The organism is Pseudomonas sp. FG-3G, assembly GCF_901007645.1.
GTDB lineage: Bacteria > Pseudomonadota > Gammaproteobacteria > Pseudomonadales > Pseudomonadaceae > Aquipseudomonas > Aquipseudomonas rhizophila.
In genome coordinates, this window is the sequence record NZ_CAAKGZ010000018.1 from 118,516 (window position 1) to 140,990 (window position 22,475).

Annotated in this window: 19 protein-coding genes, 1 tRNA gene and 1 pseudogene; 9 read left to right on the forward strand and 12 right to left on the reverse strand. The window is 58.4% G+C overall.

The features are described 5' to 3' along the window. Positions 1-83: 83 nt before the first annotated feature. Entirely contained in the window at positions 84-1,499 is a 1,416-nt protein-coding gene (locus PSEUDOMOFG3G_RS08910) for a sigma-54-dependent Fis family transcriptional regulator (RefSeq protein WP_139049660.1), read from the reverse strand. Between the two features lie 222 nt (positions 1,500-1,721). Between PSEUDOMOFG3G_RS08910 and PSEUDOMOFG3G_RS08915 the strand changes: the two genes are divergently transcribed. Both PSEUDOMOFG3G_RS08915 and PSEUDOMOFG3G_RS08920 read left to right on the forward strand, forming a co-directional pair. Further along, positions 1,722-1,937 carry a TIGR02450 family Trp-rich protein gene (locus PSEUDOMOFG3G_RS08915; protein ID WP_139049661.1) on the forward strand — a complete coding sequence of 72 codons (216 nt, stop codon included), beginning with the start codon at positions 1,722-1,724 and terminating at the stop codon, positions 1,935-1,937. 167 nt (positions 1,938-2,104) lie between these two features. After that, positions 2,105-3,439: a methyl-accepting chemotaxis protein gene (locus PSEUDOMOFG3G_RS08920; protein WP_139049662.1), complete on the forward strand. Its 1,335-nt coding sequence runs from the start codon at positions 2,105-2,107 to the stop codon at positions 3,437-3,439. Positions 3,440-3,451: 12 nt separating this feature from the next. On the opposite strand, the gene PSEUDOMOFG3G_RS08925 is transcribed toward PSEUDOMOFG3G_RS08920, so the two are convergent. The 6 genes from PSEUDOMOFG3G_RS08925 to PSEUDOMOFG3G_RS08950 all read right to left on the reverse strand — a co-directional run bounded on the left by PSEUDOMOFG3G_RS08925 (position 3,452) and on the right by PSEUDOMOFG3G_RS08950 (position 10,389). Next, the gene (locus PSEUDOMOFG3G_RS08925; RefSeq protein WP_139049663.1) at positions 3,452-5,026 is read right to left on the reverse strand and encodes an ABC transporter ATP-binding protein; all 1,575 of its coding nucleotides are present in this window, start codon (positions 5,024-5,026) and stop codon (positions 3,452-3,454) included. A 27-nt stretch (positions 5,027-5,053) separates the two neighbouring features. Further along, complete coding sequence (locus PSEUDOMOFG3G_RS08930; RefSeq protein WP_047227850.1) at positions 5,054-6,076, reverse strand: ABC transporter permease; 1,023 nt, start codon at positions 6,074-6,076, stop codon at positions 5,054-5,056. Further along, entirely contained in the window at positions 6,076-7,134 is a 1,059-nt protein-coding gene (locus tag PSEUDOMOFG3G_RS08935) for a microcin C ABC transporter permease YejB (RefSeq protein ID WP_139049664.1), read from the reverse strand. The genes PSEUDOMOFG3G_RS08930 and PSEUDOMOFG3G_RS08935 overlap by 1 nt, the downstream gene beginning before the upstream one ends. Further along, the gene (locus tag PSEUDOMOFG3G_RS08940) at positions 7,134-9,002 is read right to left on the reverse strand and encodes an extracellular solute-binding protein (RefSeq protein WP_139049665.1); all 1,869 of its coding nucleotides are present in this window, start codon (positions 9,000-9,002) and stop codon (positions 7,134-7,136) included. The genes PSEUDOMOFG3G_RS08935 and PSEUDOMOFG3G_RS08940 overlap by 1 nt, the downstream gene beginning before the upstream one ends. Before the next feature lie 130 nt (positions 9,003-9,132). Then, a complete protein-coding gene (locus PSEUDOMOFG3G_RS08945) occupies positions 9,133-9,414 on the reverse strand; it encodes a peptidylprolyl isomerase (RefSeq protein WP_007898306.1) in 282 nt (93 codons plus the stop codon). 96 nt (positions 9,415-9,510) lie between these two features. After that, complete coding sequence (locus PSEUDOMOFG3G_RS08950) at positions 9,511-10,389, reverse strand: triacylglycerol lipase (RefSeq protein ID WP_047227853.1); 879 nt, start codon at positions 10,387-10,389, stop codon at positions 9,511-9,513. A gap of 326 nt (positions 10,390-10,715) precedes the next feature. Here PSEUDOMOFG3G_RS08950 and PSEUDOMOFG3G_RS08955 point away from each other — a divergent pair, with 326 nt between their 5' ends. After that, positions 10,716-11,777: a hypothetical protein gene (locus PSEUDOMOFG3G_RS08955; protein ID WP_257220686.1), complete on the forward strand. Its 1,062-nt coding sequence runs from the start codon at positions 10,716-10,718 to the stop codon at positions 11,775-11,777. A 31-nt stretch (positions 11,778-11,808) separates the two neighbouring features. On the opposite strand, the gene PSEUDOMOFG3G_RS08960 is transcribed toward PSEUDOMOFG3G_RS08955, so the two are convergent. Then, positions 11,809-12,876, reverse strand: coding sequence for a 3-deoxy-7-phosphoheptulonate synthase (locus PSEUDOMOFG3G_RS08960; protein WP_139049666.1), 1,068 nt, complete (start codon positions 12,874-12,876; stop codon positions 11,809-11,811). A 692-nt stretch (positions 12,877-13,568) separates the two neighbouring features. Here PSEUDOMOFG3G_RS08960 and PSEUDOMOFG3G_RS08965 point away from each other — a divergent pair. From PSEUDOMOFG3G_RS08965 to PSEUDOMOFG3G_RS08985, 5 genes are all read left to right on the forward strand, one after another. Further along, positions 13,569-14,003: an N-acetyltransferase gene (locus PSEUDOMOFG3G_RS08965; protein WP_076384052.1), complete on the forward strand. Its 435-nt coding sequence runs from the start codon at positions 13,569-13,571 to the stop codon at positions 14,001-14,003. A gap of 127 nt (positions 14,004-14,130) precedes the next feature. Further along, positions 14,131-14,772, forward strand: coding sequence for a UvrY/SirA/GacA family response regulator transcription factor (uvrY, locus tag PSEUDOMOFG3G_RS08970; protein ID WP_024781217.1), 642 nt, complete (start codon positions 14,131-14,133; stop codon positions 14,770-14,772). Positions 14,773-14,774: 2 nt separating this feature from the next. Then, the gene (uvrC, locus tag PSEUDOMOFG3G_RS08975) at positions 14,775-16,598 is read left to right on the forward strand and encodes an excinuclease ABC subunit UvrC (RefSeq protein WP_139049667.1); all 1,824 of its coding nucleotides are present in this window, start codon (positions 14,775-14,777) and stop codon (positions 16,596-16,598) included. A 32-nt stretch (positions 16,599-16,630) separates the two neighbouring features. Continuing rightward, positions 16,631-17,191 (forward strand): CDP-diacylglycerol--glycerol-3-phosphate 3-phosphatidyltransferase, encoded by a 561-nt coding sequence (gene pgsA, locus PSEUDOMOFG3G_RS08980; protein WP_047227859.1) that lies wholly within the window; start codon positions 16,631-16,633, stop codon positions 17,189-17,191. 63 nt (positions 17,192-17,254) lie between these two features. Continuing rightward, positions 17,255-17,330, forward strand: a tRNA-Gly gene (locus PSEUDOMOFG3G_RS08985). Between the two features lie 111 nt (positions 17,331-17,441). On the opposite strand, the pseudogene PSEUDOMOFG3G_RS08990 reads toward PSEUDOMOFG3G_RS08985, so the two are convergent. Beyond that, a pseudogene (locus tag PSEUDOMOFG3G_RS08990) lies at positions 17,442-17,687 on the reverse strand (type II toxin-antitoxin system RelE/ParE family toxin); the annotation flags it as partial. A gap of 206 nt (positions 17,688-17,893) precedes the next feature. Further along, a complete protein-coding gene (locus PSEUDOMOFG3G_RS28330) occupies positions 17,894-18,013 on the reverse strand; it encodes a helix-turn-helix domain-containing protein (RefSeq protein ID WP_139049668.1) in 120 nt (39 codons plus the stop codon). 263 nt (positions 18,014-18,276) lie between these two features. Here PSEUDOMOFG3G_RS28330 and PSEUDOMOFG3G_RS09000 point away from each other — a divergent pair, with 263 nt between their 5' ends. Beyond that, positions 18,277-18,531, forward strand: coding sequence for a hypothetical protein (locus PSEUDOMOFG3G_RS09000; protein ID WP_218938997.1), 255 nt, complete (start codon positions 18,277-18,279; stop codon positions 18,529-18,531). Between the two features lie 677 nt (positions 18,532-19,208). On the opposite strand, the gene PSEUDOMOFG3G_RS09005 is transcribed toward PSEUDOMOFG3G_RS09000, so the two are convergent. Both PSEUDOMOFG3G_RS09005 and PSEUDOMOFG3G_RS09010 read right to left on the reverse strand, forming a co-directional pair. Next, complete coding sequence (locus tag PSEUDOMOFG3G_RS09005; protein ID WP_139049669.1) at positions 19,209-20,102, reverse strand: hypothetical protein; 894 nt, start codon at positions 20,100-20,102, stop codon at positions 19,209-19,211. Positions 20,103-20,106: 4 nt separating this feature from the next. Next, the gene (locus PSEUDOMOFG3G_RS09010; RefSeq protein ID WP_139049670.1) at positions 20,107-22,299 is read right to left on the reverse strand and encodes an AAA family ATPase; all 2,193 of its coding nucleotides are present in this window, start codon (positions 22,297-22,299) and stop codon (positions 20,107-20,109) included. Between the last annotated feature and the right edge of the window lie 176 nt (positions 22,300-22,475).

Below are 22,475 nucleotides of genomic sequence, written 5' to 3' on the forward strand. Positions count from 1 at the left end.
CGGTCCACTGTGGGAGCTAGCCTGCTCGCGATGAGCGCGAAGCGCTCAAAAGGAGCTGTCTATATCTAGAGATATGCGTCTCTTTATTGAGACTCGGCAATCCCCAGCGCCACCATTTTCTTATACAAGGTCGACCTCCCCAGCCCCAACCGCTCGGCCGCTTCAACTACCTTGCCGCCGCATTGCGCGAGGGTGGTTTCGATCAAGTGGCGGTCGAATCGTGCCCGGGCCTGGCTGAAGGTTTCTTGCGGCAGCGGTTCCTGATGTGGATTCAACGCCCGGGTGACCGGCGTGAAAGTCCCAATGGCCGCTCGAATATCGGCGGCAGTGAGCAGCAGGTCGTCGCTGAGCAGCGCGGTTCGTTCCAGCACATTGCGCAACTCCCGGATGTTGCCCGGCCAGGCGTGTTGCCCCAGCAGGTCGAGTGCGTCGCGGTCCAGTTCGTGCTGGCTGCGCAGTTCTTCGAGGATCGCCTCGCTCAGGGCCGGCAAATCATCCAGGCGTTCGCGCAGCGGAGGGACCTGGATCGGCAACACATTGAGGCGGTAATACAGGTCGGCGCGAAATTCTCCGCGTTTGATCGCCGCTTCCAGATCCATGGACGTGGCAGCGATGATCCGCACGTCGCTTTGCAGCACCTCGTTGGAGCCCACGGGTTCGTATTCTTTTTCCTGCAAGACCCGCAGCAGTTTGCTTTGCAGCGGCAGTGGCATGTCGCCGATTTCGTCCAGGAACAGTGTGCCGCCCTGGGCGATCTGCAGCTTGCCGGCGCGGCCTTTGCGGTCGGCGCCGGTGAAGGCGCCCGGGGCGGTGCCGAAAAACTCGGCTTCCAGCAGGGCCTCCGGGATCGCCGCGCTGTTGATGCTGACGAACGCCTTGTGCGCCCTCGGCGAAGCACCGTGGATTGCCTGGGCCAGCAGTTCCTTGCCGGTCCCGGTTTCGCCGAGCAACAGCACCGGCGAATCGGCGCTGGCGCTGCGCCGGGCACGACGCTTGACCTCCAGGCTGGCGCTGCTGGTGCCGATGAAGTGGGCGAAGTTGTACCGAGTCTGCCGTGCCCGCAACAGCGAGCGGGTGGAGGCCAGTTCCTCCTGCATGCTCAGGTAGCGCTTGAGCATCGGCGACAGACTGCGCAATTCATCGAACAGGGCAAAACCGATGGCGCCGATCACCGCGCCCGCGCTGTCGTGGATCGGCAGGCGCATCACCACCAGCGGCTCCTTGGGCGTGTCCTGCATGTCCAACAGAATCGGTCGGCCAGTACGTACCACTTCGCGCAGCAGGCTGCTGGGGATCACGCTCTCGCACGCCCGGCCGATGGCTTCTTGCGCCGAGTTCAGGCCGAAGCGCCGGGCGTAGCGTTCGTTCATCCAGACGATGTTTGCGTCACGGTCGACAATCACCGTGCCTTCGCTGGACTGTTCGATGATCTCGAACAACGAACGGATCGCCAGCGTGCGCACGCGCTTGTAATCCTTGAGGCTTTCGGTGGGGTTCATCGGGCATTTCCAGAAGGTGGGATTTGCCGGCATCCTCCGATCAAAGGGGTTGCCAAAGAGCGGCATTATGCCGGGAGGGGCCGGCCGAGCACTACTTCGCCCGCATTCTTTGCCGTGGCATATCAATGGCAAGCCCTAAGCCTTAGTGGATCTGCTCAGTGGTGGGCAGTCTGATAAACTTGTACAGTTTTCACTAATATGTACATTTTTCTGAGAGCGCTCATGAATAAATTCAACCCTCGCAAGCTGCAGCTCTCCAAATGGACGGCCTGTGCGCCGACTGATCGGGAAAAGCATTTTCTCGTCACCAAGCTGCTCTGTGATGAGGAGGGGATACCCATTCAGATTGAGCTTGAGGCTGTATACAGCGCTCGTGTGACGTTGCTCGACTGGCGCGAGTTGCGCGACAGCAAGCATTGGAAAATGGGCTGGTGCTGAATGTCTTGGGCTGTGCCATAGAGATCCGTATGACTTCTGATAGTTATACATAATCATAAAGTTGTACAAGTTTTCCTGCGATAGTGGCTTAATGCAGCTATCTAGCGATGGCATCTCTGCCTTCGTGTGGCTACAGCCACGCATTCACGCCTCCGGGAGCGCCACCCATGTTCATTCGTACTCGCAAGCATCAGGACGCCTTGCACGAAATCCAGGCCAGGCAGGCTTTTCTCGAAGCCGAACGGACGGCCTTGCAGCAATGCATGGCGATCATCGAGTTCACCCCGACGGGCGAGGTGCTCGACGTCAGCCCGGCTTTTTTGAAAATGATGGGGTATTCACTCAGCGAAACCCTCGGTCAGCATCATTCGATGTTTTGTGAGCCTGCCTATTCACGCAGCGCCGAGTGCTCAGCGTTATGGCGGCAGTTGGGGCAGGGCTCTTCTGCCGACAGCCAATTCCTGCATTTGCGGCGTGATGGAAGCTGGTTGTGGGTGCAAGCAAACTACGTTCCTGTGCTGGATCACCATGCAAAGGTGCAGCGCATCATCTTGATCGTTCGCGATATCAACGAGCGGGTGTTGCGCGCCCAGGCCGAAACCAGCTTCATGCAAGCGATCGACCGCTCCATGGCGGTTATCGAATTTGATCTGAGCGGTCAGGTCGTGAATGCCAACGAGAATTTCATGAACGTCATGGGGTACCGCCTGCAAGAAATTCGGGGCCAGCATCACCGGATTTTCTGCAAACCCAGCGAGGTCCAGAGTGAGGCTTATCGTGGCTTCTGGGCCGGGCTCAATCGCGGTGAATACAGGACCGGCCTTTTCGAGCGCGTCGACAATCGAGGCGCGACTGTCTGGCTGCAGGCTACCTACAACCCTCTCTACGATGCACGGGGGCGCTTGTATGGCGTGGTCAAGTTCGCCACTGACAGCACTCGCGAAGTCGAGCAGCGCCAAAGTGAATCAAAAGCGGCCGGACTTGCTTTCGAGACGTCCCGGCAGACCGATGAGCAAACCCGGCTCGGCACGTGTGTGGTTCAGCAAACCGTTACGGTGGTGCAAAGTATCGCCGATGAGCTTCAGCAGGTGTCAGCCGGGATAGGTGCCCTTAGCGCGCAGTCAGAGGAAATCGGCAGCATCGTCGATGCCATCCGGGGCATTGCCGAACAGACCAATCTGCTTGCCCTCAATGCCGCCATCGAAGCGGCTCGCGCCGGGGAGCAGGGACGCGGCTTCGCGGTGGTGGCCGATGAGGTGCGCAATCTGGCGCGACGTACAAGTCAGTCAACCGTGGCCATTACTCAGGTCGTCGCCAAGAACCGTGAATTGGCCAGGCAAGCGGTGAGCAGCATGCAATCGAGCACGCTCAAGGCAGAGCAGGGCGTGAAACTGGCTAACCAGGCCGGCACTGTCATTCTGGATATTCATCGAGGCGCGCAGCAGGTTGTGGAGGTGATGGGTGAATTCGCTCAAGCGCTGGATCAACGACGTGGTGCCTGAGCGAGCCCGGGATTACTGCGGTTGAGCCGCCGCCAACAGCTCCTTGGTGTAGGGATGCTGGGGCGAGTCGAACACCTCATGGCTGGCGCCGTGCTCCACCACTTTACCGTCCTTGATCACGATCATGTCGTGGGCCAGGGCGCGGACCACTGCCAGATCATGGCTGATGAACAGGTAAGTCAGGCCATGCTTTTCCTGAAGCTGGCGGAGCAGGGCGACCACTTGCTTTTGCACGGTGCGGTCCAGGGCTGAGGTCGGTTCGTCCAGCAGAATCAGGGCCGGCTTGAGCACCAATGCCCGGGCGATGGCGATGCGTTGGCGCTGGCCACCGGAGAATTCGTGGGGGTAGCGGTGGCGGCTCTGCGGGTCGAGGCCGACTTCCTGCAGCGCCTGGATCACCTGCGCTTCACACTGCTCGGAACTGGACGAGCTGTGGACCTCAAGGCCTTCACTGATGATCTGCTGCACCGACATGCGAGGGCTGAGGCTGCCGAACGGGTCCTGGAACACCACCTGCATCTGCTTGCGCCACGGTCGCAGGTCTTTCTGCGACAGATGATCGAGGGCTTGTCCCTGGAAGTGGATGCTGCCTTCGGATTCGATCAATCGCAGGATCGCCTGGCCGAGGGTGGATTTGCCGGAACCGGATTCACCGACGATGCCCAGGGTCTTGCCGCGCTGGATCGTCAAGCTGATGCCGTCCACGGCGCGCAGGTATTCCTTGCGCCGGAACAGCCCGCCGCCCAAGGCAAAGCTGACGCGCAGATCCTGCACTTGCAAGACGTCTTCGCGTTCGTCACGGGGCAGGGCTTCGCCTTCCGGTTCGGCGTGCAGCAACTCGCAGCTGTAGGGATGCTTCGGCGCGCTGAAGAGCGTTTCGCACGGCGCCTGTTCGACGATTTCCCCGGCCTTCATCACGCACACCCGTTGCGCGATGCTGCGCACCAGGTTCAGGTCGTGGCTGATCAGCAGCAGTGACATGCCGAGTCGTTGCTGCAGGGACTTGAGCAGCAGCAGAATCTTGCGCTGCACCGTCACGTCGAGCGCGGTGGTCGGTTCGTCGGCAATCAACAGTTCCGGTTCGCAGGCCAGGGCCATGGCAATCATCACCCGCTGTCGTTGGCCGCCGGAGAGTTGATGCGGGTAGGCCTTGAGGCGTTCGGTGGGTTTCTGGATGCCCACCAGGGCCAGCAACTCCAGAATGCGCTGGCGCGCGGCCTTGCCGCCCAGGCCCTTGTGCAGCATGAGGGTTTCGCCAATCTGCTTTTCGACGCTGTGCAGCGGGTTCAGCGAGGTCATGGGCTCCTGGAAGATCATCGCGATCCGGTCCCCGCGCAGTTCGCGCAGGACCCTGGCCTCGGCGTCCACCAGTTCCTGGCCGCGATAGCGAATGCTGCCGGTGGTACGGCTGCCGGTTTGCGGCAGCAGTTGCAGGATCGAATGGGCCGTTACCGACTTGCCGGAGCCTGACTCGCCCACCAGGGCCAGGCATTCACCGGGGCGGATATCCAGGCACAGGTTGCGCACCACGGTTTGGTCGTTGAAGGCCACGCTCAAGTCGCGGATTTCGATCAGGTTGTCGCTCATCTCAGGGTTCCGCTTCATGGCCGTGGATCAGGATCGGGGGTCGAATGCATCGCGCAACGCCTCGCCAATGAACACCAGCAGAGAAAGAATCAGCGCCAGGGTGAAGAACGCCGTCAGGCCCAGCCACGGCGCTTGCAGGTTCTGTTTGCCCTGGCCGATCAACTCGCCCAGCGACGCGCTGCCCGCCGGCATGCCGAAGCCGAGGAAGTCCAGGGCGGTGAGGGTGGAAATCGCCCCGGTGAGGATGAACGGCAGATAACTCAGGGTGGCGTTCATCGCGTTGGGCAGGATATGCCGCACAATCACCTTGCGGTCGGACAGGCCCAGGGCTCTGGCGGCTTTGACGTATTCAAGGTTGCGTCCGCGCAGGAACTCGGCGCGCACCACATCCACCAGGGCCAGCCAGGAAAACAGTGCCATGATTCCCAGCAGCCACCAGAAATTCGGCTCGACAAAGCCGGACAGAATGATCAGCAGATAGAGCACCGGCAGCCCGGACCAGACTTCCAGCAGGCGTTGCCCCAGCAGGTCCACCCAGCCGCCGTAATACCCCTGCAAGGCACCGGCGCTGATACCGATCAGCGCGCTGATGGCCGTCAGGGCCAGGGCGAACAGAATCGACACCCGTGCCCCGAAGATCACCCGGGCCAGCACGTCCCGGGCCTGATCATCGGTGCCCAGCCAGTTCACCGACGAGGGCGGGCTTGGGGTCGGCTGGTTCAGGTCGTAGTTGGGTGTGTCGTCGCTGAACGGGATCGGCGGGAACAACAGCCAGCCGCCGTCCTTGTGGATCAGATCCTGCACGTAGCTGCTGCGGTAATCGGCCTGGAACGGCAACTGCCCGCCAAACTCCTGTTCGGTGTAGCGCTTGAACACTGGGAAATACAGCGACCCCTGGTAACTCACCAGCAACGGCTTGTCGTTGGCGATCAATTCGCCGCCCAGGGTCAGCATGAACAGGCCGATGAACAGCCACAGCGACCACCAACCCCGGCGATTCTTCTTGAAACGCTCAAAACGCCGGCGGCCCAAGGGTGACAACTTGAACATCAGGCGTTCCTCGCGGCGAAGTCGATACGCGGGTCCACCAGGGTGTAGCACAGGTCGCCGATGAGTTTGATCAGCAAGCCGAACAGCGTGAAGATGAACAGCGAACCGAACACCACCGGATAGTCCCGGGACACCGCGGCTTCATAGCTCATGCGTCCCAGGCCATCGAGGGAGAAGATCACCTCGATCAGCAAGGAGCCGGCGAAAAACACGCTGATGAACGCCTGGGGAATCCCTGACACCACCAGCAGCATCGCATTGCGGAACACATGGCCATACAGCACGCGTCGTTCGCTCATACCCTTGGCTCGCGCGGTGACCACGTACTGGCGGGTGATTTCGTTGAGGAACGAGTTCTTGGTCAGGATCGTCAAGGTGGCGAAACCGCCAATCACCAGCGAAGTGACCGGCAGGACCAGGTGCCAGAAATAATCGGTGATCTTGCCCAGTGTCGACAGCGACTCGAAGTTGTCCGACACCAGCCCGCGCACCGGAAACCAGTTCAACGACGTGCCGCCGGCAAACATCACGATCAGGAACATGGCGAACAGAAATGCCGGCATGGCGTAGCCGATGATGATCGCCGTGCTGCTCCACACATCGAAGGCCGAGCCATGGCGCACGGCCTTGCGGATGCCCAGGGGAATCGACACCAGGTAGGTGATCAGCGTGGCCCAGAGCCCGAGGGAAATGGTCACCGGCATCTTCTCCAGGATCAGGTCGGTCACCGTGGCGCCGCGAAAGAAACTCTTGCCGAAGTCCAGTCGGGCGTAGCTGCTGAGCATCAACCACAAACGCTCATGGGCCGGTTTGTCGAAGCCGTATTGTTTTTCAATGTACTTGATCAGCTGTGGATCGAGGCCGCGACTGGCTCGCGAACTGCCGGTCATGGCAGTGCCCGAACTGCCGACACTGGCGCCGCCGATGCCTTGCAGGTGAGCGATGGCCTGTTCCACCGGCCCGCCCGGAGCGGCCTGCACGATGACGAAGTTCACCAACAGGATGATGACCAGCGTCGGAATGATCAGCAGCAAGCGCCGCGCGATATAGGCCCACATCAATGCCGCCCTCCAGGGGAGCCGCGTTTGAGGCGTTCGGCGGCCATCTGCTCGTTGGTCAGCGGTGTGGTGCTCATTTCCCACCAGCTTTCGATGGCTTCGTCATTGCTGGCCTGCACTTTGGGTCTGCCAAAGCGGTTCCACCAGACGGTCGAACTGCCCGGCGGGTAGTAGTTGGGGATCCAGTAGTAATTCCATTGCAGCACCCGGTCCAGGGCGTGGGCATGGCGGAGCATGTCGCGCTGGGTGGTGGCTTTGACCAGTCCGTCGATCAGGGCATCGACGGCCGGATTCTGCAAGGCCATGTAATTGTTGGCGCCCGGATCGTTGGCCGCCGCCGAGCCGAAATAGTTATAGAGCTCCATGCCCGGCGAAGTGCTGACGGGATAGCCGGTGATGATCATGTCGTAGTCGCGACTCATCAGGCGATTGACGTATTGGGAGGCGTCGATGCGCCGGATGCTCATGTCGATGCCGATCTGTGCCAGGGTGCGCTTGTAGGGCAGCAATAGCCGGTCGAGGCCGTTCTGGCTGATCAGGAACGTGAAGCTCAGCGCTTCCCCCTCGGCATTGACCAGGCGGTCGCCGTCGGGTTTCCAGCCGGCCTGTTGCAGCAGTGCCAGGGCTTGCAGTTGTTTGTCACGGATCACGCCGCTGCCGTCGGTTTTCGGTGCGTGGAAGACCTGGCTGAAGACTTCCTCTGGGACTTTGCCGCGCAACGGCTCGAGAATCGCCAGTTCGTCGGCATCGGGCAGTTGCCGGGCGGCCAGGTCGGTGTTGGAGAAAAAACTCTGCTGGCGCACATAGAGGTTGCGCATCATCTGGCGGTTGCTCCACTCGAAATCCCAGAGCATGGCCAGGGCTTGGCGGACACGCCGATCCTGGAACTGCGGTTTTTGCAGGTTGAACACGAAGCCTTGGGCCGTTTGGGGAGCCTCGGTGGCCAGGTGGGCCTTTTGCAGGCGACCGTCATGCAGGGCTGGGCTGTCATAGCCGATGGAATAACCGGTGGCGGAGAACTCGCGATTGTAGTCATAAGCGCCGCCACGCAAGACCTGCCGCGCCACATCGGTATCGCCGAAATACTCGATGCTGAAATGGTCGAAATTGTAGAGCCCGCGACTGACCGGCAGGTCCTTGCCCCACCAGTCGGGGTTGCGCTCGAAGGTGATGCTGCGTCCCGAGTCGATCCGGCCCACCCGATAGGGGCCACTGCCCAGCGGGGCTTCGTAGCCACCTCCACTGGCAAAATCGCGGGTTTTCCACCAGTGCTCGGGAAAGACCGGCAGTGTGGCGATGTCCAGAGGCAGGGTACGGTTCTCGTTGTTCTTGAAGTCGAAGCGAACGGTGCGCTCGGATTCCACTTCGACGCCTTTGACGGCGGCGAACTGGGTGCGATACCGCAGGCTGCCCTGGGTCATCAACAGCTCGAAGGTGTAGCGCACGTCCTCGGCGGTGATGGGCCTGCCATCGGCAAACCGGGCCTTGGGATTGAGGTAGAAGCGCAAGGACAGGCCATCGTCGGCGCGTTCCATCTTCTGCGCCACCAGGCCATAGACGGTGTAGGGCTCGTCCAGCGAGCGCTGAGCCAGCGGCGAATACAGCATTCCATCGATCTGGCTGACGCCGATGCCTTTGTCGATGTAGGGCAGGACGTGGTCGAAATGGCCGATCTCGATGGCCGAGCGGCGCATGGTGCCGCCTTTGGGGGCCTGGGGATTGGTATAGGCGAAGTGGCTGAAGCCCTGGGGGTACTTGGCTGGTTCGCCATACACCGTCAGGGCATGTTGCGGTGTGGCATCCACACCGGCGGCACCTGTCAGCAGGACCACGGCAGTGAACAGCAGTGAAGGGAACGCCAGTCGCATTGTCAGCCTTAAAGCCGGGTGATAGATGACCACGATTTGTACGCGAGCTACGCCTTGATCGCTAGCCCCTTGGCCTGACACAAACACAACGGCCCACCGAAGGGCGGGCCGTTATGTCGATAAGCCGGGATCAGTCCTGGCGGCTGGTCACTTCCAGCAGGTGATAGCCGAACTGGGTCTTGACCGGACCCTGCACCACATTGATCGGGGCACTGAATACCACGGTGTCGAATTCCTTGACCATCTGGCCTGGACCGAACGAACCCAGGTCGCCGCCCTGACGGCTGGACGGGCACGAGGAGTTGGCCTTGGCGACTTCAGCGAAATCGGCGCCGGCTTCGATCTGAGCCTTGAGTTCGTTGCACTTCTCTTCGCTGGAAACCAGGATGTGGCGGGCAGTGGCTTTGGCCATGGGTAAAATTCCTTTCAATAGCTTTAAAGGTGTTGAGCCTACCGGAATCACTGACCGGTTGTTGTCAAAAATGCGTCAAAACCTTGAGTCTGTCGATCAAAGGCCGGCTTTGCGCAGGCGTTCGGCGTGGCGCACGTAAAGCTCCACCGGGTCTGTACCCTTGCGGCTGCAACCGGCTGTCTGGTTGATGGCGTCCATGTGGTCCAGTGGATAGTCAGAGCGAATGACCTTGCCCAGGTGCGAGCTGAAGCGTCCCACCAGGCCGTCGTTCTGCCCGGCTTCGGTGATGAAATACTCGGAAAAGGCCCGGCAGAAACCCTGCAGTGGGTCCATCGCATTGCATGCTCCGTTCTCGGAGTCCGGCAACGTGCCGCTCCATGAGTAGTAGCGCACCCCGTTGACCCTTTGTGCTCCGTTGCCGCCCCAGTGTTTGGGCAGGCCTTGGGGGTATTTGTCATTGAACGCGCCTACGCCTTCGGTGGTCAGCGCCGCCAGTGCTGCGATGGCCGCGTGTGGCAGTTGCGCCTGGCCGCCCAGCAGCGAGATGAAGTCAGCAAAAAGCGTGGCGACTTTATCCGCCACATGCTCTGGTAGGCGCCCCGGGGTCAGGGCTTTGTAGAGGAAATCTATCAGTTCGGAGCCATGATTGGGGCCGCTGACCGAGGTCACCGAGGCCACCCTGTCGGGGGCAACAGCGCCGGCGTATCGGGCGGCCAGCGCGCCCTGGCTGTGACCGATCAGGTTGACCCTGGTGGCGCCGGTGCCGCTCAGAATCCGATCGATCTGTGCCAGCAGTTGTTCACCACGGGCTTCATTGGAATGTGTCGCTGACAAATAGGGGATGAACACCCGGGCACCGGCGGCGCGTAATGCCTGTTTGATCCCGTGGAAGAGTTCGAAGCCGCCGACCCTGTCAAACCCGAACAACCCATGGACCAGCAGGATGGGAAATTGAGTGGTTGCATTCCGTTGCATGTTCGTACCTTTTTCGAAGAGGTTCCTGTTGAATTCGCGACGTCACTCTAATGCAGGCTTGTGCTGGACGGTGTAGGAAGAAACCGCAGTGCTCTGCTGAAAACGGAATAGAAGAAGTGGGAAGGGTCGGACTGGAGCCGGACGGATCTGAGCGTATCGGGATACTTCCGATTGCCCTTGGCGCTTGCGGCTACAACTTCACCGGCACCAGGCCACTCCCGTGGTCGTCTTGTCTGACTGTGGGTTTGGGACGGTCGAGGTTTAATGGCTTCATCGGGTGCCGCGATATGAACGCGGTGCCTTTATCCAAGGACTGGAGCCTATGTATGACCACTTACCCATCTGCCCCGCGAGCCCGGCTCGCACCCCTGACGAAATTGCCGGCCCCGTTTCTGGCAGCGGCCACGGCAGGGGTGATCAACCCCGCTTGGCGCAAGGTCGTCATCACCGTCAAGCCATATCCAATGATGACGTGCGGAGATGAAGTGCTGCTGTTCTGGCACGGACTCAATTCAGACGCCGAACCCTATCGGCATGAAGTGCGAAGGTTCATCACTGAGCGGCATGTGGGGCGAGATGTCGTTTTTGTTGTGCGCGAGCCGCATATCGCCGAGCTGGACGGCGGCTCGCTGGAGATCAGCTACCAGGTGACGAGCAAACGGCTGCCGGCCACGCTGGTTTCCCAGCCTTTGCAACTGGATATCGGCGATGTTTCCTTGCAACTGCCGGCCGCCGTTGTCAACGATGCCGTGGGCGGCAGCCTGGACCCGGCGCGGGTGCCCGAAGGAACGTGCGTGACCATCAAACCCTATTCCAGAATGGCCGTCGGCGACCGGTTGATCCTGATTGCCAGCAACGATTCCAGGGCCGTTTGGCGCGATGTGCTGGATATCGAGGCTCATGCCGTCGGCCGCGAGGTAGCGTTCTGGGTCGATCATGCGCTGATTGCCCCTCATGAGGGTCAAAGCCTGAGCCTGACCTATGTCGTCCGGCGCGGACATTCGGTGCGTCGCGCCGAGCCCCTGTCGTTGCACTTGGGGCCTTTGCGACGTCCTGCTCTGAAGGCGCCGCGGATTGCGGGATTGAACGCGGGCGGGCTGGATGTCGACGGGTTACAGGAGGGGGTGAGTGTCGTCATCGACGGTGCCGGGCTTGAGGCTGACGAGCTGGTCTGGCTGCAGTGCAACGGCAGTTACGCGCATGTCGCCGAGCGCGAAATCACCGCGGCGACGGCAGGTCAAGCGCTGACCTTTGTAGTGCCTGCGGCGTTCTGGCAGGACCAGCGCGGCAGATCGGTGCATTTGTTTTATCAGGTCGAGCGCCTGGACGATGTGAGCCAGCATTCGGAGTGGGTCACCGTCCAGGTTCGTTCCGCGGCGAAAAGCTGAGCGTCCTCGCTGGGGAGGGCGCTTTCAGGATTCAGGCCGACACCAGTTGACGATGGGCCTGACGCAGCAGTTGCTCGGTGGTCGCCCAACCCAGGCAGCCATCGGTCACCGATACGCCGTAACGCAGCGACGGGCCCAACGACTGGCAACCTTCGAACAGGTGGCTTTCCAGCATCATGCCGATGAGGGAGTGGTTTCCTTGCAGGCGCTGTTCCAGGACGTCGTTGAACACCTGAGGCTGGCGCAACGGGTCTTTGCCACTGTTGGCGTGGCTGCAATCCACCATGATCCGGGCCGGTATTTTCAGGCGGGTCAGGTCATTGTGTATCTGTGTGACGCTCTGGCGGTCATAGTTCGGCCCGCGATGGCCGCCGCGCAGCACCAGATGAGTGTCGGGGTTGCCCTGGGTCTGGATGATCGCCGGATGCCCCTGGCTGTCGACGCCGAAATGCCGATGAGGATGGGCTGCCGAGCGCATGGCATCGCAGGCGATGCCAACACCGCCGTCCGTGCCGTTCTTGAAACCGACCGGCATGCCCAGGCCGCTGGCCATTTCCCGGTGGATCTGCGATTCGGTGGTACGCGCGCCGATGGCGACCCAACTGAGCAGGTCATCGAAGTAGTTGGCGGCCATGGGTTGCAGCAGTTCGGTGGCCACAGGCAGGCCCAACTGGAGCATTTCGCGCATCAGTTCCCGGGACAGCGTCAGGCCGCCGGCCATGTCATCGCTGCCATCCAGGCCAGGGTCGTAAGCGAGGCCTTTCCAGCCTACCGTCGTGCGGGGTTTTTCCACGTAGGCGCGCATCACCAGCAGCATGCTGTCGCTGACTTCATGGGCCACGCGCGCCAGGTTGGCAGCGTATTCGAGGGCCGATTTCGGATCGTGGATGGAGCAGGGGCCGACAATGACCAGCAGGCGGGAGTCCTCGCCGTCGAGGATCGAGCGGATTGCCTGGCGATGGGCATTGACCTGTTGGCTCAGCGCCGAGCTGAGGGGCAATTGTTGCTTGAGTTGCAATGAGCTGGGCAGACGCAGGGTCAGGGCTTCATTGGCGGGGTTTAGAGTGGACAGCGGCAAAGCAGAGACGGACGAATTCATGATCTGGTTTCCTGGGCGGGCAGCGGGTTCATTCCCGCGCGCCGGCCCTATTGGGGTGTTCGACAATTGGCCGTATTGGCCCGCAACTGAGGCTTGCCACCGGTAGGTGACCGATCGGAGGCGGCAGGCTGTCCCGAGCGGTGGCTGGTAAATCGCCAGGCGGAAAAACTGTCGTAACGGTAATAAGTGGCGTAGTTCATGGCTCAATCCTCAAGTTTGTCTGGTGTCGCAAAAATGTGTGGGGCTGAAAAAACAAAACCCCCGGTCGGGAGGCCGACCGGGGGTTAGAAAACTCTGGAAGGCGACCCGTTTAAATTGGGCGCCGGTTGGGTATCAGGCGCGCCAGTGGCTAAACCAATACCCAAAATAAAAGCTGACCGGAGTCTGAACACTGTTCTCCCAGGCAGCCGCAACCGAGCGCGGGGCGCTGGCGGTTTGAAGCGATGCGAGGGCGTTGAACATGGTCTGTCTCCGATGAATGGCCCTGAGCTTACTAGAGCAGGGCGGGCCGGTTCAATCAGAAAATTCTATCGTGGGCATGTGATTGTTCATCCTGGCTTGAGTCCGGCGGGCTTTATGACAAACTTTGGGTTTGCACCTTCTCTCGATCTGGCTTTCGGCCTGAGCGAGTTGTGGTGCCCGACGGTTATCGGGCCCAGTCGTATGGGTGACCATTCTTTGAAGAGGTACACATGAGTTTCCAGTGGCGTGCGGCAACGGCCGAGGACATCGCCTTTGCCCGGCAACTGACGTGCATCAACATGCTTCCCTATTACTTGCACCATGATTTGTTATGGCAGGACGAAGCATTCGATCTGGCCTGGATCATTCGTCAGAACTGGATCATCTGCCGCGAGGGGCAAGCGTTGGGTTTTGTGAGTCTGAGTCGTGATGCCCGGGCGTTGTATATCCGGGAGCTACAGATTGCCGAGGCGTTTCGGGGGCAGGGCGCCGGCACCTGGGCGATCGGTCAGGTTTGGGACATGATGATGCAGGAGCGTCGCCCGGCGTTACGCCTGACGGTTTTCAAGAACAATCCGGCCAGGGTGCTCTACGAGCGCATGGGGCTGCAGGTGGTCGGCGAGGATGAATGTTTCCTGAGGATGGAACGGGCCGCCAGGGCTTGAGGCCTCGGATTGCGTGCCTGTGAAAGACGCGTTGTAACTTTTATATGTCCCTTTGCGCTAGGTCTGCCGGATGGTTTTTGCTAAGGTGTTGGGCAACCCAAATAAGACCAAATCGTGAGGTGTCTGCTTGATTAGGGTGTTAGTGGTCGACGACCATGATCTCGTCCGTACGGGCATTACACGAATGCTGGCTGATATCGACGGTCTGCAGGTGGTTGGTCAGGCTGAATCCGGGGAAGAGTCCCTTATCAAGGCGCGTGAACTGAAACCCGACGTGGTACTGATGGACGTCAAGATGCCAGGCATCGGCGGTCTTGAAGCCACGCGTAAACTGCTGCGCAGCCACCCGGACATCAAGGTGGTCGCGGTGACCGTGTGTGAAGAAGATCCGTTCCCGACCCGGTTGTTGCAGGCGGGTGCTGCGGGTTACCTCACCAAGGGCGCCGGCTTGAACGAGATGGTCCAGGCCATTCGCCTGGTATTTGCCGGTCAGCGTTACATCAGCCCGCAAATTGCCCAGCAGCTGGCAATCAAGTCGTTCCAGCCGACCAATGAATCGCCCTTCGATGCGCTGTCGGAACGGGAAATCCAGATTGCCCTGATGATTGTCGGTTGCCAAAAGGTGCAGATCATCTCCGATAAGCTGTGCTTGTCGCCTAAAACCGTCAACACCTACCGTTACCGAATCTTCGAGAAGCTGTCGATCAGCAGCGATGTCGAGTTGACGCTGCTGGCGGTGCGCCACGGCATGGTCGATGCCAGCGCCTGATAATGACTGAACTGTTTGATCCAAGTGCTTTCCTGTCCACATGCAGCGGTCGCCCAGGCGTCTATCGCATGTTCGACAGCGATGCGCGTCTGCTTTACGTCGGTAAGGCCAAGAACCTCAAGAAGCGTCTGGCCAGCTACTTTCGTAAAACCGGCCTCGCGCCAAAGACCGCCGCCCTGGTGGGGCGCATCGCGCAAGTCGAAACCACCATCACCGCCAATGAAACCGAGGCCTTGCTGCTCGAGCAGACGCTGATCAAGGAATGGCGGCCGCCGTACAATATTCTGCTGCGTGACGATAAGTCCTACCCGTACGTGTTCCTGTCCGACGGGGCATTTCCGCGTCTGAGCATCCACCGCGGGGCCAAGAAGGCCAAGGGCCGGTATTTCGGTCCTTACCCCAGCGCTGGGGCGATCCGTGAAAGCCTGAGTCTGTTGCAGAAGACCTTCTTCGTTCGCCAATGCGAAGACAGCTATTACAAGAACCGTACCCGACCATGCCTGCAATATCAGATCAAACGCTGCAAAGCGCCTTGCGTCGGGTTCGTCGAACCCCACGTCTACGCCGAAGACGTGCGCCACTCGGTGATGTTTCTTGAAGGTCGCAGCAATGCGTTGACCGACGAACTGTCGGCGGCGATGGAGGACGCGGCGGTCAATCTTGAGTTTGAGCGGGCTGCCGAGCTGCGTGACCAGATCGGGCTGCTTCGCCGCGTGCAGGATCAGCAGAGCATGGAAGGCGGCAGCGGCGACGTTGACGTGATCGCCGCGTTCATCAACCCGGGTGGCGCCTGCGTTCACCTGATCAGCGTGCGCGGCGGTCGGGTGCTGGGCAGCAAGAACTTCTTTCCCCAGGTGGGTATCGAGGAAGACGTGGCCGAAGTCATGGCGGCGTTTTTGGGCCAGTACTACATCAGCAGCCCGGAGCGCGACCTGCCTGCCGAGTTGATCGTCAATGTGGTCCACGAAGACTTCCCAGCCCTGGTCGAGGCCATTGACAAGCTTCGTGGTCGTGAACTGACCATCAGCCATCGCGTGCGTGGCACCCGGGCGCGCTGGCAGCAACTGGCCGTGACCAACGCCGAACAGGCCCTTGGCGCACGCTTGGCCAACCGCCAGCATGTGGCTGCACGGTTCGATGCCTTGGCCGATGTCCTTAACCTGGACGAGCCGCCGCAGCGGCTGGAGTGCTACGACATCAGTCACTCCAGTGGCGAAGCGACCGTGGCATCTTGTGTGGTGTTTGGTCCGGAGGGCCCGATCAAGTCCGATTACCGGCGCTACAACATTGAGGGCGTTACCCCGGGCGATGATTATGCGGCGATGCATCAGGCGCTGATGCGCCGGTTCGGCAAGCTCAAGGACGGGGAGGGCAAGCTGCCGGACATCCTGCTGGTGGACGGCGGCAAAGGCCAGCTGTCCATGGCCCGCGACGTATTGAACGAGCTGATGGTCCCCGACCTGATCCTGCTGGGCGTGGCCAAGGGCGCCACCCGCAAGGCCGGTTTCGAGACCTTGTACCTGAACGATGCGGCCCATGAGTTCACCCTGAAAGGGGATTCGCCGGCGCTGCACCTGATCCAGCAGATCCGTGACGAAGCACACCGTTTCGCCATTACCGGACACCGCGCCCGCCGGGGCAAGACCCGCCGTACATCGACGCTGGAAGGTGTGGCAGGGGTTGGCCCGACGCGACGTCGCGATCTATTGAAACATTTTGGTGGATTGCAGGAGCTGTCTCGTGCCAGCATCGAAGAGATAGCCAAAGCTCCCGGTATCAGTAAAAAGCTCGCTGAGTCGATTTATGCAAGCCTGCATAGCGAGTAGAATGCCCGTCAACCTCGCAGCCAGTTGTGCCGATGAATATCCCAAATCTGATTACCGTACTCCGCGTCCTGCTCATCCCGATCTTCATTTTGCTGTTCTATTTGCCGTACCACTGGAGCTATGTGGCCTCCGCCTCGGTCTTTGCCTTCGCCGCCGCCACCGACTGGCTGGACGGCTACCTGGCCCGACGCCTGGAGCAGAGCACGCCTTTCGGCGCCTTCCTGGACCCTGTGGCCGACAAGCTGATGGTCGCGGTCGCCTTGGTTCTGCTGGTGCAGGAGCACGGCAACCTCTGGCTGACCCTGCCGGCGGCGGTGATCATCGGCCGCGAAATCGTCGTATCAGCACTGCGCGAATGGATGGCCGAACTGGGCGCCCGTGCCCAGGTGGCAGTATCGAACCTGGGCAAATGGAAAACCGCCGCGCAGATGCTGGCGCTGGTGATCCTGCTGGGCAACCCGGCTAACTTCAATTTCTGGGTGCTGTTGGGCTACGCGCTGCTGCTGATCTCCGCAGGCCTGACATTGTGGTCGATGGTTCAGTACCTGCGCGCCGCCTGGCCGCATCTGCGCACTGACGTAGACCCGAAATAAAAGTTTTTTGAATCAAAGGGTTGACGGCGTAATCTGAATCTATAGAATGCGCCACACCAAGACGCGGGAATAGCTCAGTTGGTAGAGCACGACCTTGCCAAGGTCGGGGTCGCGAGTTCGAGTCTCGTTTCCCGCTCCAATATTCAGAAAAAAGCCACTCAGATGAGTGGCTTTTTTTTGTCTGAAATTTGAGCGTTGAGGCGTCAGCCTTTAGCATTTGTGGTCAATCTTTGGGCAGATGCAACTGTACCTACATGGCGTCATGGAGGAGTCGGACGAACTCAATCACGTCGTCTCCCACACGATAGAACACGATATGTCGCGGACTTTTGACTACGCCATGAGTTTGTTTGGCCTGCTGGCGTGAATTGATGAGGTGAAAGCTGCGAAGGTCCGGTGCAAGCTCATCGTGGTGGTGGCTGCCAATGCGATAAGACGTGTCGGAAATCGCTTGCAGTGCCGCGAGGATCAGTGCCTGGTAGCGCTTGGCGGCCTTGATGACGCTGTAGGTTGGCGTTGGTTAGGCTGGGGGGGCGCGGGAGCGGCTGACGGTACTCCACCAAGACGGCATGTTAACCGCTCCGTGTGTCCAGAGGTTCCTCTCGATGGACTACCCCCTTTCGGAATCCGGCCACGACATACAGCTTCTATTTATTGGGCGGAGCTTCGTCGCAAGTTCGATGGTCGGTGGGAGATTTGTGCTTACCGCTTTGAGACTTTCCGATACTCGTTCGGCGACTGTCTAAACCAGCGCCGGAACACACGAGCGAAGGCTGTAGAATCAACGTAGCCAAGCTGGAACGCTAGATATTCCAACTCCACTCAGTATTTCCAACAGTTGCCCAGCAGCCGATAAGGGAGTCGACGGTGGCCGCAGGCTTCTCCAATCATTTATAGAAATAATCTTGGCGACTTTCCGAAACGACAGAGCTGCGAATAATGGTGCTTTGTGTCATGAAGGTCGCGATGCTGCTTGTATTTTCGTCGGCGGGTTCCCTGGCAATACTCTGAGGTTTCACTTAACACACTGAGACGAAACAGGCTTCATGTAATGATGGCTATCTGATATAGGGTGCGGGTCACGTTTGAATAATTTAACTGATGATCCGCTGTCAGACGGAGCGGTGCGACCACAAGGAGTCCGAAAACTGGGTGAAGCTAAAAATCTCGGAACCAAGGAGCAGCGTGTTGCGCAGGCCAAGGAGAGCAATAAGGAAGCTGCAAAGACGGGAACTAAAATTCCTCCAAATATGAAGCCTGCCGAAATGATGCGATTAATGGAGAAGGTGCAGCGAGCCGAGGTATTGTTTGCAGGGCTCACAACCCCAAAAAATAAATGAACAAGTTATCCAGTTTGCTCATTACCTGAATGGTAAACCCCCTATATTCTTGGGCTGTCAGCCAGAGCCATGGAGTCGGCAGAGTTGCTGCGACTTGAATGTTTCAAAATATATTGAATTGTATGGTGGTAAAATGGTTAGTGGTTACCGCGTTGGTATAACGAACCGCGATACATTGAAGGAGAGCGTCATGTCGTGTGGACCGACGGAAAGGTAATCCGCGATGTCTCATTTGTTGATACTGGCGAGACAACCACCGTTTTTATCCCTGACGATATCGGTTTTGACGATGCACCGGGCAAAATGCGGTTCGCCTTTGAGGAGACGGACAAAGCTATGCTTGCTGATTACGAAGCCATCATGATCAGATGCCACTTACGAAAATGTCTGATGCAGAGGCTTGGGCGACCTACACGACGTATGAAGAGTGGCTCGCCGGTAAGCGCATGCCTAACATAATTCCAAGTTTCTCAAATTAATCATCAATTACTGCAAGAGGGATGCCGTGCAGGTCATCCCTCCTGTGGGCTTCGTAACTAAACGTTGCGCTGAGCATTAGAAATGCAATCGACGTGATTCAGGGAGGCCTTTCCCGAAAATCAGCGCCCAGCCCACCGCCGCCATCAGTAAAGCCGAGTCACTCTTCAATCAATCTTAGGTTAGGGCTCTACCAGTCTTTACAACCGAGCCAATAGCTCCGCCTGGAACTCGTCGACGAAAGCTTTGACCATTGCTGAGTACGGTTTGCCCTCGCCATGGAGCTCTCGCAGCGCTCTCACTTTTAGGAGCGCTTTGTCGAGGTGATCAGTATGGCCAGGCATTGCTGCATCTTTCTCAAGGGCATCTAAAATTTGGTGTCTCTGGACACGGAGTTCATTTAGTCGATTTGTTCGACTTTGGACGAGCCAGAGTCGATTGAGGGCGAATACGCTGATGCTGCTTAGGGCTCGAGCGGCATCTAAAGCATCGGTTGGTTTTGCCAGAATAATGCTATAGAGGCCTTCCGATGACCATTTGAAAAATGGCTCTGGATCTTCATCCGTAGGATTGATCAGGCGCGGTCTCTCGATGGTGATGTCTTGGGCAGTGTAAGTCGCTCGCACACCATCAATGGGAAACTGATTCATTTTTCCGTATGAGGTCTTCGGTTCCTTGGCTTGGAGAGCAAGAAATTGCTCCTCCGTCATAGCCTCGGTGACGAGGTGCTGACGTCTTTTCTGATTGCAATGGCTACACGAGGCCAGCAGGTTGCTCCAAGTGTGAGCTAACCACCAATATCCATGATGGTTAGGATCCTCCGTTACTGCGCCTTTTGGGCGGAAATGCTCAACATCCATATCATCGAGAATCTCCGCCTCGCAATAAGCGCATTTATTGTGGAATAAAATCCTTAGCCGAGACTGCACCTCAAAAGGTTTGTATTCTTTGAATTCGAATGCCTTGGCACCCGGGGCGGTCGGGTCGTAGGTTTGGTAGAAAATTTCGGCCGCATCCATCTCTGCCTTAACATTGTCGCTTGGGTTGCAGAGCGACTCAGGTGCAACAACGGATAATCGATCCACGTAGCGCATAGCGTCAGTTGCCCTCACCCGATAAAGCTTTGAGTACGGCTTCTACCGCTTCCGCCCTGAGCTTCGGACGAGGTTGCCCATTTCTGGATTCACGCTGCTCCAGATACATCGTCAAGGCGTTCTGAATAACTTGCTGTGTTGGTGTGTCTCCAATAGTCAAGCGCCCCACGAGCTCCGTGGTGGAAGCGGCCAATGCTATTTCTACCTTCCCTTCGTCACGTGAGCGCCTTGCGACGTCGCCCGCGATGGTAGCGAGAGCGATTTCGGTCGATGGGTCGGATGTACTGGCTAACCCGAAGTAATCGGATGTCAGCAATTGCTCCGCAGTCATACCGCTTACCTGCGGTAGGTCCTCAAGCGCACGGATCTGGTTTTGCTGATCACGCTGTAGCACAACTACCTCGCCATCATCCATTCCGCGAATACAGAGTGGATCGTGTGTCGTGACAATAAATTGAACACGGGGCAGGACTTTGCGTAGTGATGTCATCACCTGCATTTTCCAGCGTGGGTGCAGATGGGTTTCAAGCTCATCGATTAGCACGACAGCCTGGGCTTCTTCAAGATGTTCCCAGTGATTCAGAAGCTCGCGAATGATGTCTACTGTCATGACAAATACCGACCGGTAGCCTTCGCTTAAAGCATCAATAGGTGTGACCCTCCCGTTCGCACGCACAGCTAATCGATCGGGTTCGACAATGAGCTCATCGTCATCATTCAGCGCTAGAACGACGCGCAGTGCCGCTGAAACAGTATCGAAACGCCTGCCCGTTTGCGCCCTGAGCCAGTCACCGGGGAAAGGGATAGTAGCCAAGGGGTCGAATAAGGTTTTGACGCGTGCAGCTGCGCCCGCAGCATGTTCCTTGACTCTCTGGTCGAAAAAGCGTCGCGCGCCGTAGCCCAGAACGATCATTGCTGGGTCTTCGGTGCCGCTCACTGCTCGGCTTGTCGGGTCATACTTGAAAGTCGCCGGTTTTTTTTCGAAGAAGAAATTTATCTCCACAACCACTTCGTGTTCGTCCAGTTGATCAAAGCTGTCGGTGTCGGGGCTTTGGACCAGGCCTGGTAGAATTTTTTTCAGCTTTTCGGCTTCACGACGCCCGATGAGTGCCAGGGCAATAGCAGCTAAAATACTGGACTTACCTGTCGAGTTTTCTCCAAGGATCATCATCGCCGGCATGCCTGCCTTCGAAGCGCGAGTACTCGCGAACTCTAGATGCAAATCGTCAATTGCTTTGAAGTGGGAGAGGCTGATGGTGGCAAGCTCCCGAGCGATTGGCCTAATGGGGGAGGATAATGCCGTTCTGCGAAACATGATGAGATCATCGTTACTGGAAGAATCGGCCTGCTCTGCTCTGCGCTCGGTTTGGATCGCTGCTTGAAGCCTACCTAAGTCGTCGTTGTCTGCGAGATTCAGCCGTTCTGTGAAGTTACTGACAAAAGTATCGCCGCTTCCTTTGATCGAAGATCGATTGGGAAACCAGGATTTCGCAATTCGTTTTAACACCTGCAGAGCAGCGCCAAAATGTGGGCGGCTAGAATTCACCCAAATGTCGAGCTGTCTATAGGCTGATGCCCTTGATTCTAAGATTGCGATCATCTCGTCGATGATTTTATTTCGCTCAGATTTAAGCTCTGGGCGGTTCAGCGAGAAGATCGAAATAGTTTCGAAGCCTTTTGGTGATAGGGCAGTCACCGAGCCATTGATTAAAAAGCTCAGATGTTTACCAGGATCTTCCGCAGTAGGGTCAATGAGTAAAGCTGATTCTTGTTTAACCACCTCATCAAACGTAGCCCTGAAATCCCCCCGGTTTCCTTCTACTGGAAAATGATTGCCTTTGGCTTTTGCGCAGTAGTCGCAGGCGTAGAATAAATTCCTCCATTCAAATGCGAGCCAGAGGTAATAGTCCAGCTCATGTTGTTCACCACCCTGTACAAAGCGCAGCGGTCTCAAATGAAGTGTAAGGCCCCGCGCTCCTAAGCCGGTCTCGCAGAAGGCACATTTACCTTTGAATGTGTTTTCCAGTTCGAATCGCAACTCCGAATCAAAGAAAAGGTCTTCATTGAGGCCATCGCGGCGCTCTCTGCGCTCTGATTCTCCACGCCTGAGATAGTTAAGAATTTGCAGACGCTGCTCATGAACCTGCTGCGATCTCAGGAAAGCTGGAGGTTTCTTTGCTCTTGAAGTCCTTATCACTGGATGTTCCTTCGCATGAAATTTTTATGGATGCTATCAGGGCATGACGATGCCATTGGTTGAGATTCTATCAACGAGACACCTCTGGCTCACAGGCTGCACATGATGTTCATATCGCAGCCTATCGTCTCCTTGAGGTAATCCACGGCTGCCGCAAGCATCGACTCTGATCAGCT

Bases quoted from the DNA above. Each gene is read 5' to 3' on its own strand.
- PSEUDOMOFG3G_RS08910 (WP_139049660.1), bottom strand. From the start codon at position 1,499: ATGAACCCCACCGAAAGCCTCAAGGATTACAAGCGCGTGCGCACGCTG.
- PSEUDOMOFG3G_RS08915 (WP_139049661.1), top strand. From the start codon at position 1,722: ATGAATAAATTCAACCCTCGCAAGCTGCAGCTCTCCAAATGGACGGCC.
- PSEUDOMOFG3G_RS08920 (WP_139049662.1), top strand. From the start codon at position 2,105: ATGTTCATTCGTACTCGCAAGCATCAGGACGCCTTGCACGAAATCCAG.
- PSEUDOMOFG3G_RS08925 (WP_139049663.1), bottom strand. From the start codon at position 5,026: ATGAGCGACAACCTGATCGAAATCCGCGACTTGAGCGTGGCCTTCAAC.
- PSEUDOMOFG3G_RS08930 (WP_047227850.1), bottom strand. From the start codon at position 6,076: ATGTTCAAGTTGTCACCCTTGGGCCGCCGGCGTTTTGAGCGTTTCAAG.
- PSEUDOMOFG3G_RS08935 (WP_139049664.1), bottom strand. From the start codon at position 7,134: ATGTGGGCCTATATCGCGCGGCGCTTGCTGCTGATCATTCCGACGCTG.
- PSEUDOMOFG3G_RS08940 (WP_139049665.1), bottom strand. From the start codon at position 9,002: ATGCGACTGGCGTTCCCTTCACTGCTGTTCACTGCCGTGGTCCTGCTG.
- PSEUDOMOFG3G_RS08945 (WP_007898306.1), bottom strand. From the start codon at position 9,414: ATGGCCAAAGCCACTGCCCGCCACATCCTGGTTTCCAGCGAAGAGAAG.
- PSEUDOMOFG3G_RS08950 (WP_047227853.1), bottom strand. From the start codon at position 10,389: ATGCAACGGAATGCAACCACTCAATTTCCCATCCTGCTGGTCCATGGG.
- PSEUDOMOFG3G_RS08955 (WP_257220686.1), top strand. From the start codon at position 10,716: ATGACCACTTACCCATCTGCCCCGCGAGCCCGGCTCGCACCCCTGACG.
- PSEUDOMOFG3G_RS08960 (WP_139049666.1), bottom strand. From the start codon at position 12,876: ATGAATTCGTCCGTCTCTGCTTTGCCGCTGTCCACTCTAAACCCCGCC.
- PSEUDOMOFG3G_RS08965 (WP_076384052.1), top strand. From the start codon at position 13,569: ATGAGTTTCCAGTGGCGTGCGGCAACGGCCGAGGACATCGCCTTTGCC.
- uvrC (WP_139049667.1), top strand. From the start codon at position 14,775: ATGACTGAACTGTTTGATCCAAGTGCTTTCCTGTCCACATGCAGCGGT.
- pgsA (WP_047227859.1), top strand. From the start codon at position 16,631: ATGAATATCCCAAATCTGATTACCGTACTCCGCGTCCTGCTCATCCCG.
- PSEUDOMOFG3G_RS09005 (WP_139049669.1), bottom strand. From the start codon at position 20,102: ATGCGCTACGTGGATCGATTATCCGTTGTTGCACCTGAGTCGCTCTGC.